At 34.8% G+C, this 18,594-nt stretch carries 8 protein-coding genes; 6 read left to right on the forward strand and 2 right to left on the reverse strand.

The window, feature by feature from the left end:
* The first annotated feature begins 229 nt into the window (after nucleotides 1-229).
* From HHX25_RS20180 to HHX25_RS20190, 3 genes are all read left to right on the forward strand, one after another.
* Nucleotides 230-1,138: a LytTR family DNA-binding domain-containing protein gene (locus tag HHX25_RS20180; RefSeq protein ID WP_169677173.1), complete on the forward strand. Its 909-nt coding sequence runs from the start codon at nucleotides 230-232 to the stop codon at nucleotides 1,136-1,138.
* 162 nt (nucleotides 1,139-1,300) lie between these two features.
* On the forward strand, nucleotides 1,301-3,670 hold the full coding sequence (locus HHX25_RS20185; protein WP_169677175.1) for a TonB-dependent receptor: 2,370 nt from the start codon (nucleotides 1,301-1,303) through the stop codon (nucleotides 3,668-3,670).
* Between the two features lie 4 nt (nucleotides 3,671-3,674).
* Nucleotides 3,675-4,559 carry a DUF4249 domain-containing protein gene (locus HHX25_RS20190; protein ID WP_240964591.1) on the forward strand — a complete coding sequence of 295 codons (885 nt, stop codon included), beginning with the start codon at nucleotides 3,675-3,677 and terminating at the stop codon, nucleotides 4,557-4,559.
* 480 nt (nucleotides 4,560-5,039) lie between these two features.
* Here HHX25_RS20190 and HHX25_RS20195 read toward each other — a convergent pair whose 3' ends face one another.
* A complete protein-coding gene (locus HHX25_RS20195) occupies nucleotides 5,040-6,329 on the reverse strand; it encodes a hypothetical protein (protein WP_169677177.1) in 1,290 nt (429 codons plus the stop codon).
* Nucleotides 6,330-6,493: 164 nt separating this feature from the next.
* On the opposite strand from HHX25_RS20195, the gene HHX25_RS20200 reads away from it, so the two are divergent.
* Nucleotides 6,494-9,811 carry a DUF5107 domain-containing protein gene (locus HHX25_RS20200; RefSeq protein ID WP_169677179.1) on the forward strand — a complete coding sequence of 1,106 codons (3,318 nt, stop codon included), beginning with the start codon at nucleotides 6,494-6,496 and terminating at the stop codon, nucleotides 9,809-9,811.
* A 462-nt stretch (nucleotides 9,812-10,273) separates the two neighbouring features.
* Nucleotides 10,274-11,923: an RICIN domain-containing protein gene (locus tag HHX25_RS20205; protein WP_169677181.1), complete on the forward strand. Its 1,650-nt coding sequence runs from the start codon at nucleotides 10,274-10,276 to the stop codon at nucleotides 11,921-11,923.
* A gap of 673 nt (nucleotides 11,924-12,596) precedes the next feature.
* On the opposite strand, the gene HHX25_RS20210 is transcribed toward HHX25_RS20205, so the two are convergent.
* Nucleotides 12,597-17,261 carry a S8 family serine peptidase gene (locus HHX25_RS20210; RefSeq protein ID WP_169677183.1) on the reverse strand — a complete coding sequence of 1,555 codons (4,665 nt, stop codon included), beginning with the start codon at nucleotides 17,259-17,261 and terminating at the stop codon, nucleotides 12,597-12,599.
* A 472-nt stretch (nucleotides 17,262-17,733) separates the two neighbouring features.
* Between HHX25_RS20210 and HHX25_RS20215 the strand changes: the two genes are divergently transcribed.
* On the forward strand, nucleotides 17,734-18,594 hold the full coding sequence (locus HHX25_RS20215) for a UDP-2,3-diacylglucosamine diphosphatase (protein ID WP_169677185.1): 861 nt from the start codon (nucleotides 17,734-17,736) through the stop codon (nucleotides 18,592-18,594).

Raw genomic sequence — 18,594 nt, forward strand, 5'->3', positions numbered from 1 at the left:
GTATTCTTTCAGGCTTAAGTAGAGGAGCTCTGGTATTTTTTGTCTCTAAATGTCAGGAGGAACTTTACTAAGACATTAAGATTTTATTTTTACAATATAATTGTAATCGTCTAATGGTGAGTTTGTTGTGTTGAGATAGGTTCAAATCTACAATTTTATAGCAAAAAATAACATATCTTTAAAGCTTTGATATAATAAATTCAGGTTTGCTCTAAACAAACTAAACCCCATGCAGTTCCGTCAATTTTTAAAGCTCCCATTTCATCATTTTCAGAATAAAAAGGAAAAATGGCTTTACGTATTAAGCTGTAGTCTGTTTTTTATGCTGTTCTTATTAATATATAAGCCTTTTGGTTTAGATGTAGATTTGGAACTTGGTGAACGTACAATTAGTGGATTTTTAATTTTCGTAACCTTTTTAAGTACGATGGTATTTTTTGTGCTTTATATAAGCCAGTTTGTATTGCGCAAGCGTTTCCCGAACATCAATAATAATTTAGGATACTTTTTAAAATGGTTTTTAATTGATGTTAGTTTGATTGTTTTTTTAAATGCTATTATAGAATATACTTGGCTCGAAGAGGATGTGATTACGCTTAACAATTTTATGGAAGAAGTTGTTTTTGACATCATTAGAACTTTTTTCTATGCAACTATTGTGCTTTTATATCCTGTAATGGGAAGCTTTGTATTTGTATATTTAAAGCAATTGTATTTTGACAATCAGAGTCTTAAAACTGATTTAGATGTGGTTACAACACATTATAAAATAGTATCAGGCAATGAAGAACTAATTAAGATTTTAGATGAAAAAGGGGCATGCAGGTTAACGATTCCTCTAAATAATCTTTATGCTATAGAATCAAAAAATCAATATGTGTCTATTAAGTATAAACGGAATAATATGCTGATAGAGCAAAGTATTAGAACCAGATTTTCAAAACTATTAAGCGAGCTTCAAGACATTCCGTCTATTTTAAGGTGCCATCGCTCTTATGCTATTAATTTGCTCAATGTACAAGAGTTGAAAACAATCAACCAAAAACCAAATATAATTTTGGACGAAAGTTCAACTTTAAAAATTCCAGTATCCAAAACATATCTTAAAGAGATAAAATCGCAACTTACAAAGTACTAAAAGGCACTTTCTGAGTAAGGCAAAATCCCAATAAAACGTTAAACAAAAAACGTTTCGCACCTAAAAAGGACATTCTGCACCTAGCCTAATAATACACTACACTTCGTGACTATTTGAGGCGTTATATTTCGCGAATTAAATCGAAAAAATAATATCAATTTTATGAACAAATCATTGATTTTTGCAGCCTTGATCATGTCTTGGTTGGGCTTTGCACAAGAAAAGTATACTATAAGTGGTACACTTAAAGATCAAGCCAATGGAGAAACTCTTTTAGGGGCTACAATTTTATTAAAAGGGACCACTATCGGTACTACCACTAACGAATATGGATTCTATTCGTTAACAGCCCCCAAGGGTAATTACACCTTAGTGATTTCTTATTTAGGGTATGCTACTATTGAAAAAGAGATTGTGTTGAACGAAAATGTCAAGCTCAATTCAGAGCTAGTTGAAGATGCAGGTCAGTTACAAGAAGTAGTAATTAATGCAGAAGAATCCAAAAAAGTAAATCTGCGCGCACCACAGATGAGTGTGGCAAAATTATCGAGCCAAACAATTAAACAAATGCCAGCGGTTATGGGGGAAGTCGATGTGATTAAATCCTTGCAATTATTACCAGGTGTAACCAATGCAGGTGAAGGCGCCTCTGGTTTTAATGTTCGTGGTGGGGCCGAAGACCAAAACTTAGTATTGCTAGATGAGGCCATTATTTATAACGCTTCTCATTTGTTTGGGTTTTTCTCGGTATTTAATGTAGATGCTATTAAAGATATTAAATTGTACAAAGGCGGTATTCCTGCACGTTTTGGAGGTAGGGCATCCTCGGTTTTAGATATAAGGCAAAAAGATGGTAATAGCAAGGACTTTAAGATTTCAGGTGGTATTGGGGCAATTTCCAGTAGACTTACCATGGAAGGTCCTACCTTTAAAGATAAGGGTTCGTTCATCTTGGCAGGACGAGCCTCTTATGCTAACATATTTTTGGCTTTGGCAAATAATAGCAATCGTGCTGGGTTTTATGATTTAAACCTGAAGACCAATTATCAGATTGATGATAAAAACAAATTATATCTGTCAGGGTATTTTGGGAATGATATTTTTAAGTTGTCTAATTTCTTTACCAATTCTTATGGGAATCTTTCGGGAAACCTTCGCTGGAACCATATTTTTAATGATAAGTTGTTTTCTAACCTATCCTTAATCTATAGTCGTTACAACTATAATCTCGAGATTAATTCTGATGGTATAGACTGGAAATCAGATATTAGTAATTACAACCTTAAATATGATCTTGGGTATTATTTGAATGATAAGCTAAAATTTGATTTTGGTGTAAGTGGTATTTATTACAATTTCAATCCTGGGCAACTAAACCCCTTGAATGAAAGTTCTGGTATTAATCCCATGAAATTAGATGATAAATTTGCTTTAGAAGCAGGTGCTTATGCAAGTTTAGAACATAAAATTTCGGATAAGATAACGGCACAATATGGGTTGCGTTATAGTTATTTTAACAGGTTAGGAAAGCAAACCTTAAATAATTATGCCAATAATTTACCTGTAGTTTATAATACACAATTAGATATCTACGAGCGTGCCGATCCAATTAATGAAACGGAATATGGCAATGGTAAAAGTATTGCTAATTTTGGAAATTTTGAGCCACGTTTTGCGCTGTCTTATCAACTGAATGAAAAATCATCGTTCAAAGTTAGTTTCAATCGTATAGCTCAGTACCTGCACTTAATTTCCAATACGACTTCGGCCACACCTTTAGATGTTTGGGCACCAAGTGGGAAATTTTTAAAACCACAAATAGCCGACCAATTTGCTGTTGGTTATTTCAGGAATTTTAAAAATAATATGTTTTCTATAGAATCTGAGGCATATTACAAAACGATAGATAATCGTGTAGATTATATTGATGGTGCCGATCTTATAGCTCAAAACACCATAGAAACTGAAATTCTAATTGGTGAATCCAGAGCTTATGGGTTTGAATTGTTGCTTCGTAAAAATAAAGGTGATTTTACGGGATGGTTAGCCTATACATTATCAAAATCAGAACAGCGAACACCAGGAGGAACCGCTGGAGGTTTAGGGATTAATAATGGTAATTGGTATAATACATCTTTTGATAGAACACACGACGTATCATTTACTGGGAGTTATGAGTTAAATGACAAATGGCGTTTTGGGACTAACTTTGCTTTTCAAACAGGGCGCCCAGTTACCTATCCCAATGGACAATTTCAGTATAATGAATTGTCTATAGCAACTTATTCTGAACGAAATGCAGACAGATTACCTGCCTATCACCGACTAGATCTTTCCGCAACACTCATACCGCGAAAAAATAAAAATCGAAAATGTCAAGCCGAATGGGTATTTAGTATTTACAATGTATATAATCGCAAAAATGCCGCATCAATTACGTTCGGGCAGAACACAACTACTGGCGTAAACGAAGCCACACGTACTGCAATTTTTGGCATTATTCCTTCAATATCTTACAACTTTAAATTTTAAAACAATGAGCTTTTTGAATAAAAATGGTAAATACAAAAACACAAATAACAATTTTGTGAACAATGAAACATATAAATGTATAGCCTCGGTTTTTATAATGATCGGTTTATTTTTTTCGTGTACAGACACGGTAAATGTGGATGTCCCGAATGGGGGTTCCAGATTAGTAGTAGAAGCATCTATTATTTGGGAAAAGGGCACTTCGGGGCAAATACAAATCATTAAGTTAAGTGAGTCTACTGCTTACTTTGATAATAATCCTAATGTACCCGTTACTGGTGCTTCAGTAATCGTTACTAAGGTGAACGATGGTTCGCAGTTTGTTTTTGAAGACCAAAACAATGGCGATTACATAACTACCAATTTTGTATCAGAGATTAACGAATCCTATACTTTAGAAATTTTATATAATGGACAAACCTACACCGCAACCGAAACCCTAATGTCGGTTACAGAGATTAACGATATAGAACAAACGGTAGAAGGTGGTGGAGATGAGGAAGAAATTCAGCTAAAAGTATTCTTTGACGACCCTATTAACATTGATAATTATTATTTGGGAGAGTTTAATTCGTCGGTAAACGCATTGCTCACACTAGGAGTTTTAAGCGACGAATTTACAGATGGAAATGAAAATTTTATAGAATACGATAATGAGGATTTAATCGCTGGAGCAACTGTAGATGTAAGCATTTATGGTATTTCTGAGAGTTACTATAATTACATCGATATCTTAATAAGTCAGTCTGGGGGAGATGGAGGAGGACCTTTCCAAACCACACCTGTACAATTAAAAGGCAATTGTATTAACCCTAATAATCCCGATGAAGAAGTTCTGGGCTATTTCAGGTTGGGTGAAGTAGTTAGGACAAGCTATACTATTAATTAAAAAATCATGGAAAAAAGTGTTGTGAGCTGCCAATATAAAATGTTGGTTGATTGTTGTTGGCAGCTTTGCAACCACAAGTTGACAATAAAACCTAAAAGGATATCAAGGATTAGTGAATACTTTGGGAATGGTATAGCCTTGCCCCCATATTAGGAATCTGCTAAATAGATGGTTTGTACTGTAAATAATAAAGGCATTAGCGCAAGTAGTAGGGTAAAAGCGCTAATAGATGGCCCATAATTGGGTTTTTAAATATCCTGGGAACTTGTTTTCCCAGGGTGTTTTAAAGTTTAAAAAAAGGAAAAGAAGTTAATAATGTGACAATTATAGGATGCTACCCTTTAAATTAAGGCTGTTGAGATTATAAAAGGGTCAGGTGTAACAGTCAAAATTTTATTAATCATGTGATGAGAGGTTTTTATCAAGTATTCTGGTGAAAATATAGCTTGTTCTATTCGTAAACCATTGAGTTTTTCTATTTCAAAAACCATCAAAAAACGCTTTACCTGTTTTTAAATCTCGTATCCTTATAAAATCCAACATACCTGCACCTTTAAAAATGTTTTCTATACCCACAATCTTTCCATTGGGCTCAGTGTAATTAAAACGAGAAATTAATTTGTCATTAATGGTTATTTCTACATGCTTATTTTTTACGATTAACTGTAAAGTATTCCAGCTTTCCGTATCAAAAGAAAAAGACGATAAATTTTCATATGCTCCTTCAATAATTTTATCGCCCATTTTTACTCCTGAAAATTGAGAACACCCCGATTCCATTAACTTTAAATAGTTAGATTTTTTTTCACATATAAGTTTCAATATAAAGTCATAACATGTAATGCCCCCTAAGCTTTTTGTGTTTTTGAATCGCGTCTTTAATTCAAAATGATCACCATCAATCTCAAAATCTTTATACAATCTATTGGTAACATAAAATACAGTGTTAATATCAAAACCATTGGTATGTAGAAGTTTAGGTGAAAAATATAAACAACCCGTCGTGTCTTTTTTATTAATTTGGTTATCGATCCAATAATTATCTCTATTGGCTTCATAAGCGACATAGCTATCCCACCCATTAGATTTAGCCAATATTTTTTTTGATGATAAAATGTGTTCTTTATCCAATAAATTAATGGAATAATATCCAGGAATTTGATAGGTGAAATTATGTATAAATCTAGTCTTATCTATATTTACTATTTGTTTTCCTCTAATGGGATGACTAAAATCAAAATCTATGCTTAAACTATCTGATTTGAAATTGGACAAATTATATTTGGCAGATACGGTAAAAGGGACATTACCTACTGAATTTATAACGTCAAAAATATCTTCCGATATCTTTAAGTTATTTTGATTGCTCTGAGATTGTATTACGACACCAACTAAGATAAATAACAATATGGCACCAGCGGTTATATTAAATCTACTAAAAGTGTTCTTTTTAGCCTTATCATCCTTCTCGATGGGACTAATAATTTTTTTTCCGCTTTTAATTTTTGAAACAAAACCTTGCCAGTCATCATACCCTAAAAACTTAACTAACGCATCCTTGGTTGCCAGCTGCGGATTGTAATATGTCTTATATTTTATTTTACCAAAGAGGCGCTTAAGTGTATGTGGACTTATTGAAATATTTGATTGCTCTGAAATGATTTGAGAGAGTTTTACAAAATCTGATTCTTTCCACAAATGAGATGGTTTCCATTGTAATTTTTCTTCAATTTTTTTAAGACAATGTGTTAAGTATTCCTGCTCTATCATAAACTATATGCAAACTTTGTACAGACTTTGCATAGCAATTTAAATGTATTATTTATAAAATACAATATAATTTAGGGGACAGCAGAAATTTGAAATGTTTAATTTCTGTGCCACTTTGTTTATTTTTAATGGTATACACCAATCAACCAACTTACTTTAAAAAAATGAATGACTCGAAATTAGATTTGCTTTTTGTCATAATCACAGTTTGTACATTATTTATTTCTATACATATTAATGCCCAAGTAAAAATATATGAAGGAAGCGAAACGATTGCCACTTACAAACCAGGACAAAACGAGATAAGTCCAATATTTTATACTGGTAGAAGTGTACAGGGTGCAGAAGGTCGCGTATACCCTTATCCTTCGCAAACAAACTTAGGAAGAACGCTCTCTGATGAAACTTATCACATGGTGTATTTAGAAAACGAATTTGTTAAAGTTAAAGTGCTACCTGCTTTTGGAGGCCGTTTATTTTCTGCGATCGATAAAACAAATGGTCATGAAATGTTTCATACCAACAGTGTTATAAAACCAGATTTAATAGGAACTCTTGGGGCATGGGTCTCTGGAGGCATAGAATGGTGTTTCCCTCATCATCATAGAACCACAACCATGTTACCTAGCGATTATAGATTGGTGAAGAATGAAGATGGAAGTGCTACGATTTGGATTGGAGAAACCGAGAAAACGATTCGAGCCAGAGGGATAGTAGGCATGACATTACATCCTAATAAGTCTTATATCGAAGTCGATTATCGTTTAAATAATACCAGTACAAAAACTAAAACTTTTCTATTTTGGGCAAACGTGGCAATAACTGCAAGTAAAGACTTTAGAACGTTTTGGCCACCAAGTCAAGAAATTGGTGTGTTTCATAATAACAGAAATTTTATTCAATGGCCGCTATCAAATAAAACAGATAATTATGGACGAACGAGCTATGAAAAAAATGTAGATTTAACCTGGTGGAAAAACCATCCAGATCCAGTTTCATTTTTTATGTGGGGCGCTAAAGAAGGTTTTATTGGAGGGTATGATTATGGTGTAAATGCAGGAACAGTTCATGTTGGAGACCCCCACGAAAATAGTACTTCAAAACTATGGCAGTTTGGCCCAGGTCTTCAAGGGCAAAATGCGCGACGAAAATTAACAGATGACGGCAAAGCTTATGTAGAACTTATGACCGGGACATTCTCTAATAATCAGCCAGATTATAGTTGGATTTTGCCTCATTCCGTAAAAGATGCGAAAAACTATTGGTATCCCATTCGCGAGTTAGAAGTTGTAAAAAATGCTAATATTGATGCTTCTGTGACGCTTCAAATGCGAAACCCTAAAACTGTCTTTTATGGCTTCAATACGACACAAAACTTTAATGATGCTAAATACATATTAAAATATGGTGAAGAAACTATAGCTGAAGGAACGATTGATTTAGGGCCTGCAAAACCATTTACATCAAGATACAAAGGAAAAAAAGCGCTTGAAGAATATAATTTGAACATTCAGCTTTTCGATAAAAATAACAAAGAGTTAATTTCATATAAACCCTACAGACCGCAACACCCGACATTACCAGAACCTCAAGAACCAATTAAGGATGTTGAAGATATTAATTCTGTTGAAGACTTGTACCTTACAGGAAGGTTTGTCGATCAATTTAACCGTCCTGGAAAAAATCCAGACGATTATTATTTAAAGGCACTAGAAATTTCACCGAACGATTATCGAACCAATATTGCTCTAGGAATTAGAAGAGTAGATCAAAACAGATATAGGGAGGCATTAACTTACTTTCAAAATGCAGCCAACAAATTGAAAATAAAATATTATCAGCCAAAAGAAGGTGAACTGTACTATTATTTGGGGCTGGCCCATAGAGGCCTTGGTAACATGGACAAAGCTTATAAAAATTTTGCCAGAGCGACCTGGTACTACCAATGGTTTTCTTCTGGAAATTATCAATTAGCTCAAATGGAAAGCTTAAAAGGAAATTATAAAAAAGCACTTGGTCATATTTCGGAAGCATACACCAGTAATAATAGAGATGGGAGAATCGTTGTGCTTTACAGTGCACTTCTTAGAAAATTAGGACGTATAGAAAAAGCAACAATACTTATAGATCAGTTGATTGCTTACGACCCTTTAAATTTTTCTGCACTTTATGAGAAAGAACTACTAAGCGGAAAAAATTCAATACAGTTATGGCATAAAAACATGCAAGATGTAGATAATAATTACTTGGAAATTGTGACTAACTATATGAATGCAGGCTTATTTGAAGATGGTGTCAAATTGTTATCCTCTATAAATGAAGTTAAAAATCCACTGGTACATTATTATTTATCGTATTTCTACGACCAATCTGGAGACCAAGATAAAGCGTTAGCTATTTTAAATACAGCCAAAAATGTAGCATTGGATTATTGTTTTCCATATAGAGAAGAATCGGAAGCTGTTCTAAAAAATGCTATAAGATTAGATGCTCAAAATGCAGCAGCCTACTATTTACTAGGTAACTTGTTATATGACCATAGAAAAGAAGATGCTATTAATGCATGGAAAAAAGCAAGTGAGCTTAATAATGATATTCCTATGGTATGGAGAAATTTGGCTTTTAGTGCTTATCATAATAACAAGGATATGAAGCAGGCCATAAATTATATATCCAAAGGGATAGCATTGCGAAATGATATTCCGCTTTGGTATGCCGAATTATCTAAATATTATAATGAATCTGATTCCGACTACAAAGCATGTTTAACCATATTGGAAAATAATATAGATATCGTAAAGCAAGATGTGAAAGCACCTAAAACACTTGTCGAATTGTACAACTTAGATGGCTCTTATGATAAAGCCCTGGAATTTTTATCCAATCATCATTTTAGAACTTGGGAAGGCGGAAGAGAAATCTATTGGCATTATGTGCATACCAACGCTTTAAAGGCTTTAGAATTAGCGAATAGGAAAAAATACGATGAAGCTATACAATATTTAGATGCCGCTATGATATATCCTGAGAATTTAGAAGTTGGTAAGCCAACCCACGACGAAAAAAATGCTTTAATCCATTACTTAAAAGGCGAGGTTTATACTAAAATAAAAAACAGTAAAAAGGCAAAGAGTAGTTATCAAAAAAGTGTGAATTCTAATAATGGAAGAGGTATGTATGACCTACTTTACTTTCAAGCTGAATCTTATAAGAAATTAGGGCATACAGAAAAAGCCAATACCTTATTTGAATCATTAATTGAAAAAGGGAAGGCATATAGAGAAAAAGGCTTCAGCAAAACATTGATTGCTGTAGAAGAAGCTTCAGCTACTAATAATAGAGCCATTTCATATTCATATTATTTAGAAGCCTTAGGAAACAAAGGTTTGGGTAAATCGAGTGAAGCAGAACTGTTGTTTAAAAAAGCTTTAAGTATTTATAAAAACAATTTGTGGGCAAAAATTATGAAAGATTATAACTAAAAGCTTCTCGGCGTTATTTTCTAATGTTTTAATAATATTGTCCACAGCAGAGGAAGGAAGTACTCGGTTTCTTGTTTTAACTCGATAATAAAAGAGGTAAAATTCGAAAATAACAGCATATTTTAAACTTCTAATTGCTATACATATGAAAATCATCCATACGTCGAGTTTTGTGTTGTTTTAAGCAATTAAGTAATAACATATCACGAAGGATATTTTAGTTGACTAATTAATGCTTTGAATTTCAGATATATAGTTGTTTGTTTTGGTGTGTCGGTTAAAAAAAATATTCAATAATTTTTAGCAAGTAGCTGTAATTCAGTTAAATAATTAGCGATAATTCGTCAAAAGAACTTATTGCCCCTCTTTTTGAATTAATATGTACCCCTTTTCCTTTTTTATTCGTAGCTATATTATGTAAATATTACAATAATGTAATATTAACCTTAAATTACATGAATTATGAAAACTAAATTAACAAGGCTACTAAGTTGTTTTTTAGTAGTATTAATGTTCAATTTTTTACACGGACAAAGGTGGGAAGATAATTTTAACTCTCCCAATTTTAAAAACAATTATGATTTTACTGCAGGTCATAATTTTAAGCACTTAACATCGGGTGGGTATAACAACAGCCCATGCGTTGAAATTAAAATTAATAAAGGTCAGCATTATGGAGGGTCGATGCGCTATTTGCTTAAGCAAAAATGGGGATTTGAACCAGAAGAAGTATACGCCGAATATCGTGTTCGTTATGATGCTTCTATGGGAAACCAAAGTGCAGGGTATGGTGGTAAAGCTCCTGGGTTTTCAGGAACCTATGATGAAGCAGGATGGGGGAACAGGCCTGGTTATGGTGTAGAAGGATGGTCTGCACGTGGTACCATTAATTGTGATAATCAAAACTATGTTCAAAATAGGTACTATTTGTATCATACGTATACAAACTATGATGCCCCAGTAAGAACAGGTAGCACGGATTATAGAAATTATAATCCCAAAGCTTATTCTGTGAGTAACCCTGGGGCTCAACCACATGCTAGTACAAAAACTTTTGCATCGGCATTAAATTGGGGATCTTGGAGTCGAAGAGATGCAAGTGATATGGATTTTAATAGGTGGTATCATGTTAAGCAATACGTTAAAATGAATGATGTAGGCCGAAACAATGGGATACTCCGCGCCTGGGTAAATGGTGTACAGGTATGTAATGTTACCAATATTAATTTTCGTAGAGTAGAAAAACTAAAAGTATATGCTTATTGGTTTAATTATTATAATGGAGGTAGAGATGTAGCAGATGGTGATGCCTATGTTCGAATTGATGATTTTAAAATATATGTGCCTAATGGTAATGGAGGTGGATCTGGAGGTAGCACTTTTATACATATGAAAAAAAGAAATGCTTCAGGATATGCCCTTGATGGTGGTAATGGAGGGGCAAACAATCAAAATGTAAAACTATGGGCTTCTAATACCAACAACCAAAATCAGCAATGGGAAGAAATAAGCCGTGGCAACGGATATTATTCTTATAAAAAAAGAAATACTAACTTTTGTCTAGATGGTGGTAATGGTGGTTCTAATGGACAAAACCTTAAATTATGGACATGTAGCAGTAGCAATCAAAATCAGCACTGGAAAAAAATAAGTGCAGGGTCTGGACATTTCAGATTACAAAAACGAAATGCCTCAAATTATTCTATTGATGGTGGTAATGGCGGATCTAATAACCAAAGTGCAAAATTATGGAGATCCAGCGCATCAAATCAGAATCAACAATGGAAATTTACCACAGTAAGCTCTGCATCGTCGAAATCGTCAATTAAAAAAACAGCACCTGAGGAGGAAGTCAAATTAAATAATGCTTCTATTTTTCCAAACCCTTTTACTTCGAGTATAGCTTTATCGTTAGGAGATAAACATGGCTATAATGCTGCTAATTTATATAGTATTACAAGCGGAAAAACCCTTTTTTCTAAGACTTTAGATGTTTCAAAAAAAGATTACGAGTTATCGCTTGAAAACTTAAACTTGGCCCCAGGTTTTTATTTGCTAAAACTTAGTGGACAGCAAAAAGAGGCTAAGACTTTTAAATTAATTAAAAAATAAGGATAAAGTTATAATATGTAGAGGTCTGAAAAGTAAAACGTAAGTCATATTGAGCTTGTCGAAAAATTTTTAACTTACTGGATAAACAACATCAGTTTCGACAAGCTCAACCTGACAAATCAAATTATAATGACTTTTCAGACCTCTTTTTGTAAGTCAGTATAAGCATTTTATTAGCAATCAGAAAACAATTGTCAACCATGATTATTGATATCCAATGATTTATTTAATACAGAATCAGGAAGCTATTATTTCGTCAAAGCAGCAAACAAATAAATAATAAAAACAATGAGAAGTGTTTTGAATAATAAGTTAAAAAAGCCACCAGGTTTCTTTCTACTTGAAGTTGTTCTTTTGGTAGGTTTATATTGTTGTTCGGAAGAAGAATGAGAATTAAATCTATTTTTTTTCTGCTTCTATATCGGCAGCTTTATCTCCCCATTGTTCGTATGAACTCATAACTTTTGTTTTGGAATGTGTTATGTAAATATAGAGAAAAATATTACAGCTTTGTTAAATAAAAAAGGTCTAAAAAGTATGTTCAATGTCATATTGAGCTTGTCGAAATATTTTTAAAATACTGATACTTAATGTTGGTTTCGACAGGCTCAACCTGACAAATCAAATTACAAAGTCTTTTTAGATACTCTTTATATAGGGTAACTGAAGTGCTTTATTTAAAAATAATCCCTAAATGAAAGGTCAGGAAAGAGGCGTTGTTATCCTCTCCTATACCTACATAATGATAATCCAAACCTGGGGTAATGATTAATTTATCATTGATGCGACTTTTTCCGCCAATACCAAAATTCATACCAAAGAAATTATTGTTGTCCTTATCTCTGTAATAACCTGGACCAAATCTTGCATAAGGTCTCATACCACTAGATGCACCAATATTCCATTCTATATTACTCGAAAAATGATGGTATCTGGGGTGTTCAAGAGCTGAGCTTACCTCGGAAGTCATTTGAGCAATTCCCAATATAAATGACAGATTGAAATTATCGTTGATAGGTGTCGAAAGATCCACGGCAGCATAAATATTGGCATCTGTATCATCATCTAGAGTTCCCAAAGGATATGTCGATCCAACGTGCGTTGAGAACCACCAGTTTCTACCAAAAATTCCTGTAGTACCTCCTGGCCGTGTTGGAATTGGCACTGCTACAGGTTGTCTGCCTGTTGTTGTAGAGCCATTACAATCATCACCTTCATAAGTTGCAGAGACTTTCCATTCGCCACCATCTGTGACCACATAAGTGTCAGAATAACAACCAAATTCGTCTGTCATAACAACTCTGTAAACAGGGTTGCCATCTGGGTCTTCATAGCGGAGAATGATTTCTTCATTAGCGCGAATAGGGTCTGTACACCCTTGGGTGACTAATTGAAAACATTTAGGCCTTTGTGCTTGTGCATAGCTTATACTGGAAAATTGAGTGTCATTACCTCTGGCAATATTTGCGTCTCTACGACATCTGGTTAATCGTGTATTAGCCGTAAGGGTGGTTCTATTACGAAGGTTTATTTGCAATGTTGTACCGCCGTATTGCACTAAAGTATTTCCCTTGGGCATCCAGCTGGTAATATATGTTGTATGGTCTGTACAAACTTCGGCATCATCTGGCGGGTAAACAGTCAAAGATCCTTCATACCGCTCGTGAGCAGCAAGCCTTTTTTTGTTTTCTGTAAAGTTATAGGTCCAGCCTTGGGGCAAGCCTTCCAACCTAAAATAAAACAACTGGTAATAATCATAGGGATTAGTTACACTAAATTGATGAATAACGGGTTCATAAGGGCTGGCAGTTGTACTTTCTTGTATATTTACATTCTGTTGAGCTTCATTGTTAAAATTATTGATATCGTTAAATACTTCATGTATTTCTACTTTAATACATGAATGTAAGTCATCGCCATTATCATTGGGTCTCCAGACTACATAATCTGTGATACTACTTTCTGCATCTATTTTGGCATAAAATTTTTGATTAACGAAACGATTAAAATCTGGAGCACCTCCAATAGTATGATATGGTTCTGAAATCCTAACAGAAACCGTAACATCAAAAGCATCACCAGGCCCTGGGTTGGTCACTGTAAAGTAGATGCGATTGTCTTCTCCTTGTACAGGATCATTACCACGATCTTGAGGTGTTCTCCCATTTTCAACATCAAAACCATCTACTTGAGAATCTACCCAAATATCAGGGCTGGTCCAATGCGGATCACCAACTCTAATATTCATATCGTTAGTGGTTTGAGGTGGATCATAGTTTATCTGAATACGGTAAGCTTCAGAACCTGTCGCGTTTAATACATCTACATCTAGTCCAGTACCAGCAGGGGGAGGTATGGAACCTGTGCCAAATGCGGCATCGTCCAATGTATTTGTAGTTAAGTTTTGATCTATGATGCGCACAGGACCTTCACCTTGGGTAATATTTTCATTGACATAATAAAGCAATACACCATCATCTTCAGGAATAAGATCATCAGTGGTACCAATAGAAGTCGTTCTCGCTTCAATAAAATAAAAAACGTTCTCGTTTTGTATGTTGGCCACACCTGGTGTAAGCCCAATAGCAATAGCTCTTGGATTGCTTGTGTTTGTTGAACTTAACCAATTAAGAGGAATGGTCTGGCTAAAAGGGCTTCCTGGAGCAGGTCGAGGAATCCACCGTATACTATTAGGACTATGTGTGCTAAGCCACAGAGCACGTTCTTTAGACCATGCCATGGGCTGTACGATGTTTAGGTTCCCCATGATATCCCAATTATCAACATGCGGTTGTGCAAATACCACGCCTGGATGATTATATAAGTCTACCATACCCAATTGATGGCACATGGCATGGTTTAATCGCTTTTCAGGATCATTAAAAACAGAGCTTACAGAAACCGAAAGGCGTTCTGTGAGGCCTACTGGTAGTTCATAAGGCCAGGCGCCAGTTGTGGCCCAATCTCCTGTAAATCCTTGATCGTTTAATAAGATCATAATACGGTCTATGTCATCGTTAGGCGTGGCGGTTCCTTGATCGAATACGTCAGGGTTACTACTTATTAATTCTGCGACCACGTCCTGTGTCATCTCTATTAATGGATTACTATCTAAAGAAAGGTAGCTACCCAAAGGCGTGGTTAATGTCACAGATTCATAGGTTGGATTAATGGTCGTTTGTCCATAACTTGCCTCACTGATATATGCGTTTACATCATTAATAAGGTTTTGTGCATTGGGTTGAGAAGGCGCGCCTGATGGGGTTGTTCCTGGTAACTCAGTAAGTACTACCAAAGTATTTTGACTCCCTGTAGGTAATGGCGGGTCTGGCATATCTGCGGTCGCAACGAGAGCAAAACCCTGAGTGTCTTGATTTATTTGTGTTCCCTGAACCTGAATGGTATAATTACCAGGTTGTGGTGTATTTACTAATACCATCTCTACATTATTTACTTGGTCTGTCGTTGTACCGTTAACTGTAGATTGGCCACTAGTAAAATCGTTTCCAGTATATGTAATGGTGTCTCCAGAACCGTCAGGTCCTGTAACCACAAGGTCTAAATTATTAATAAGAGGTGTTGCAGCACCACTAAGTGCTGGTGGATCTGTCCATACCAATGTGATTTTTAATGGCTGCCCGTTTGTACTTACTTCCAAATTATAACTAGAAGATTCACCAGTTATAAGCCCTGAGTTATTAAGCACATCCCATACCTGAAGGTTTCTTGCATTGCCAGGTAAAAATAGAACATTATTAAGTCGTACCAAGCCCCACCCTTCTTGATTTCCAGGATACCCTGCGATCCCAGTCATATTTAAGGTTGAATTTAGTAAGGTAGCCTTTATCAGGGCACCTGTAGGTGTAAATCCAAGATGGGGTTCTTTGGTTCCAAAGGGGTACCAACCTTCTTCATAATACTGTCTAACCAATGCTGCTGTACCAGCAATAGCAGGTGTCGCCCAACTGGTTGCACAAACGGCACCATATTGCGTGTTGTTAATACCGCAGGCCGTTCCAGATTGGGCAGAAGTGATGCCACACCCAGGTGCAAAAATTTCGGGTTTTCTTCTTCCTTCGGGCGTGGGACCACTATTGCCATCTCCAAAGTTGTTTTCATTGGGGTCTGTTTGTGTTGCAGAGACACATAAAGCATTTTTAGCTGTACCGGGAGGCCCAATAGATTCGCCTACATTACCAGAAGAGCCACATAGAAAATCAAACTCATTGTTGTACAAGAAATTATCGGTGTCTACTGCTACTTGGTTGTATTGTGGGTTAGGTTCATCATGCCAACTATTGGTATGTATATGGGCACCATCGGCATGAGATTCGTTTAAATCTGTTAGAATATTAGAGCTATTCCTGCGCTCGTCCGTAATGCGTGCTGCCCATGCAATCCCACGATTAGCCCCAGTACCAAGGTTGTTAATATCATCTCCAGCGGCTATACCAGCAACAAACGTAGCATGCGCACTGATCCCGGTTCCACGCTGCCCTACCATTTTTCGGTGATTGTTTCCTACAGGTTGGGAGGGATCTGAAAACATACAATGATTAATATCGGTAACGCCACTATCAAGAATTCCTATAATCTGATTCTCTCCATTAATACCAACGTTCCAGAAAGGTGTGGTTCCCGGAGTCCCAGATTGTATCGTGCCCGATGTATTCCCGTTGTCATCAAATGTTTCTCCTACTTCTTCTAACCGCATTATAAAATCTGGTTCAACCAGCTCTGCAATTTTGTTTCTGTTAGCAAAATTAAATGTGAACTTTAACCGACCCTTATATTTTCTTTCATCAATAACAGTTAGATTTGAAGCGCCCTTAGATCTTAAAAAGCTTTCTACAGTATCTGCATTTGCATTGTCAAAGGCGATGGCCATTAATAATAGGTCAGACCTTCTTTTTCTTGCAGTGGTCCTTAGCTCTAACGTGCCAATTTCTGGAGATAGTTTATATGCGGGTTCGTAATTGCCGGACCATCTCCAAAAAGAAAGTTTATTGATTCGCTTTAATTGATCCTTGTTTATACATTCTAAGTAGGTATAATTAGGAATGTAATGCTCTAGTTTTAGTCCATATTCCTCTTTCAGGACTTTAATTTCCTGTCTGTTTAGTGCATGTTTAAATTGTACCAGTTGATAAGTGCTGTCTGAAAAAGAAACCTCTTTTAGTTTTAAGCCCTTAGAAATATCGGGCATGCGCTCTAGTGGGTCGAATTGGTATGCATTTATTTTGATACGGTAATCATTATTTTCCTGAGCATTAACCATATGACAGCATATCATTAAGAAAAACAGAATAATAATTTGGTACGTATTTTTAGATTTCATAGTTTCTAAGTTTTAAGATGGTTCATGGTAAATACATATAAAAAGAGTAGTGCTTTTATATATTGAACCAAAATTATCACTATGAAAAACGCACATCAAGAGTGGTTTCCTTTGTTTGATGTAGGGTTTATCCCCTTTTTTTAGGGGTTGTTTATAGCCCGAAGATTTCTAGTTTGAACCCAAAATTTCCAAACTAAATAAGGTTCAAGCATATTTATATTAGGTCTTTTGTGTGGCATGGGTTCTTTTGCTAGGTTCTTAGAAACAAAATCCTATTAACAATCATTTAATTTAAGTTTAAAATTACGATTACATGAATGTCTATTTATAATTGTAATATTTGCAGGATTAATTTTGATATATGAAAATAATCTCAATTTATCTATCTGTCTTGATCGTAATTTTTTTATTATCCGCTTTAGTAGTTACTATTTCTTCCTTAAAGTTAAAAAATGACTAGCGTTAATAATATATGAAAAAAAGACCTGTTGACATTGTAGTACTTTCCGATATTCATTTGGGAACTTACGGATGTCGAGCTAAAGAATTATTGAAGTATTTAAAGTCCATTAATCCAACTACAGTTATATTAAATGGTGATATTATAGACATTTGGCAATTTAGTAAACGTTATTGGCCAAAATCTCATATGAAGGTGGTAAAGCATATTATGACATGGATTTCTAAAGATATAAAAGTGTATTATGTTACGGGAAACCATGATGAAATGCTCAGGAAATTTGTTGGGTTTGAATTAAGTGCTTTTAGCATAGTTAATAAAGTTATACTAAATATTAATGATAAAAAAGCCTGGATATTTCATGGTGATGTATTCGACGTGACTATGCAACACTCCAAGTGGATTGCTAAATTAGGTGCCGTTGGTTACGACTCTTTAATTCTGTTAAACAGTGGTATAAATTTCATTGCATCAAAGCTAGGTAGGGAGCCTATATCTATGTCTAAAAAAATTAAGAACAGTGTGAAATCTGCTGTAAAATTCATTAATAATTTCGAACAGACCGCTGCCGATATTGCCATAGAAAATAACTACGATTATGTAATATGTGGACATATACACCAACCAGAAATTAAAAATATAGAAACGTCTCATGGTTCAGTTATGTATTTGAATTCAGGTGATTGGATTGAAAATTTAACAGCACTAGAGTATTGTAACAATACATGGAGCCTTTATAATTATGAAGCAGATGAGAGTATGAAAAAGAATCTAAAAGAAAATATAGAGCAAGATGATGAAGAATCGCAAGTACTAGAAAACGAAGAGCTTTTTCAGAACTTGATAAAGGAATTTCAATTCATTAAAAAATAG

It is taken from the genome of Flavivirga algicola (assembly GCF_012910715.1).
Lineage (GTDB): Bacteria > Bacteroidota > Bacteroidia > Flavobacteriales > Flavobacteriaceae > Flavivirga > Flavivirga algicola.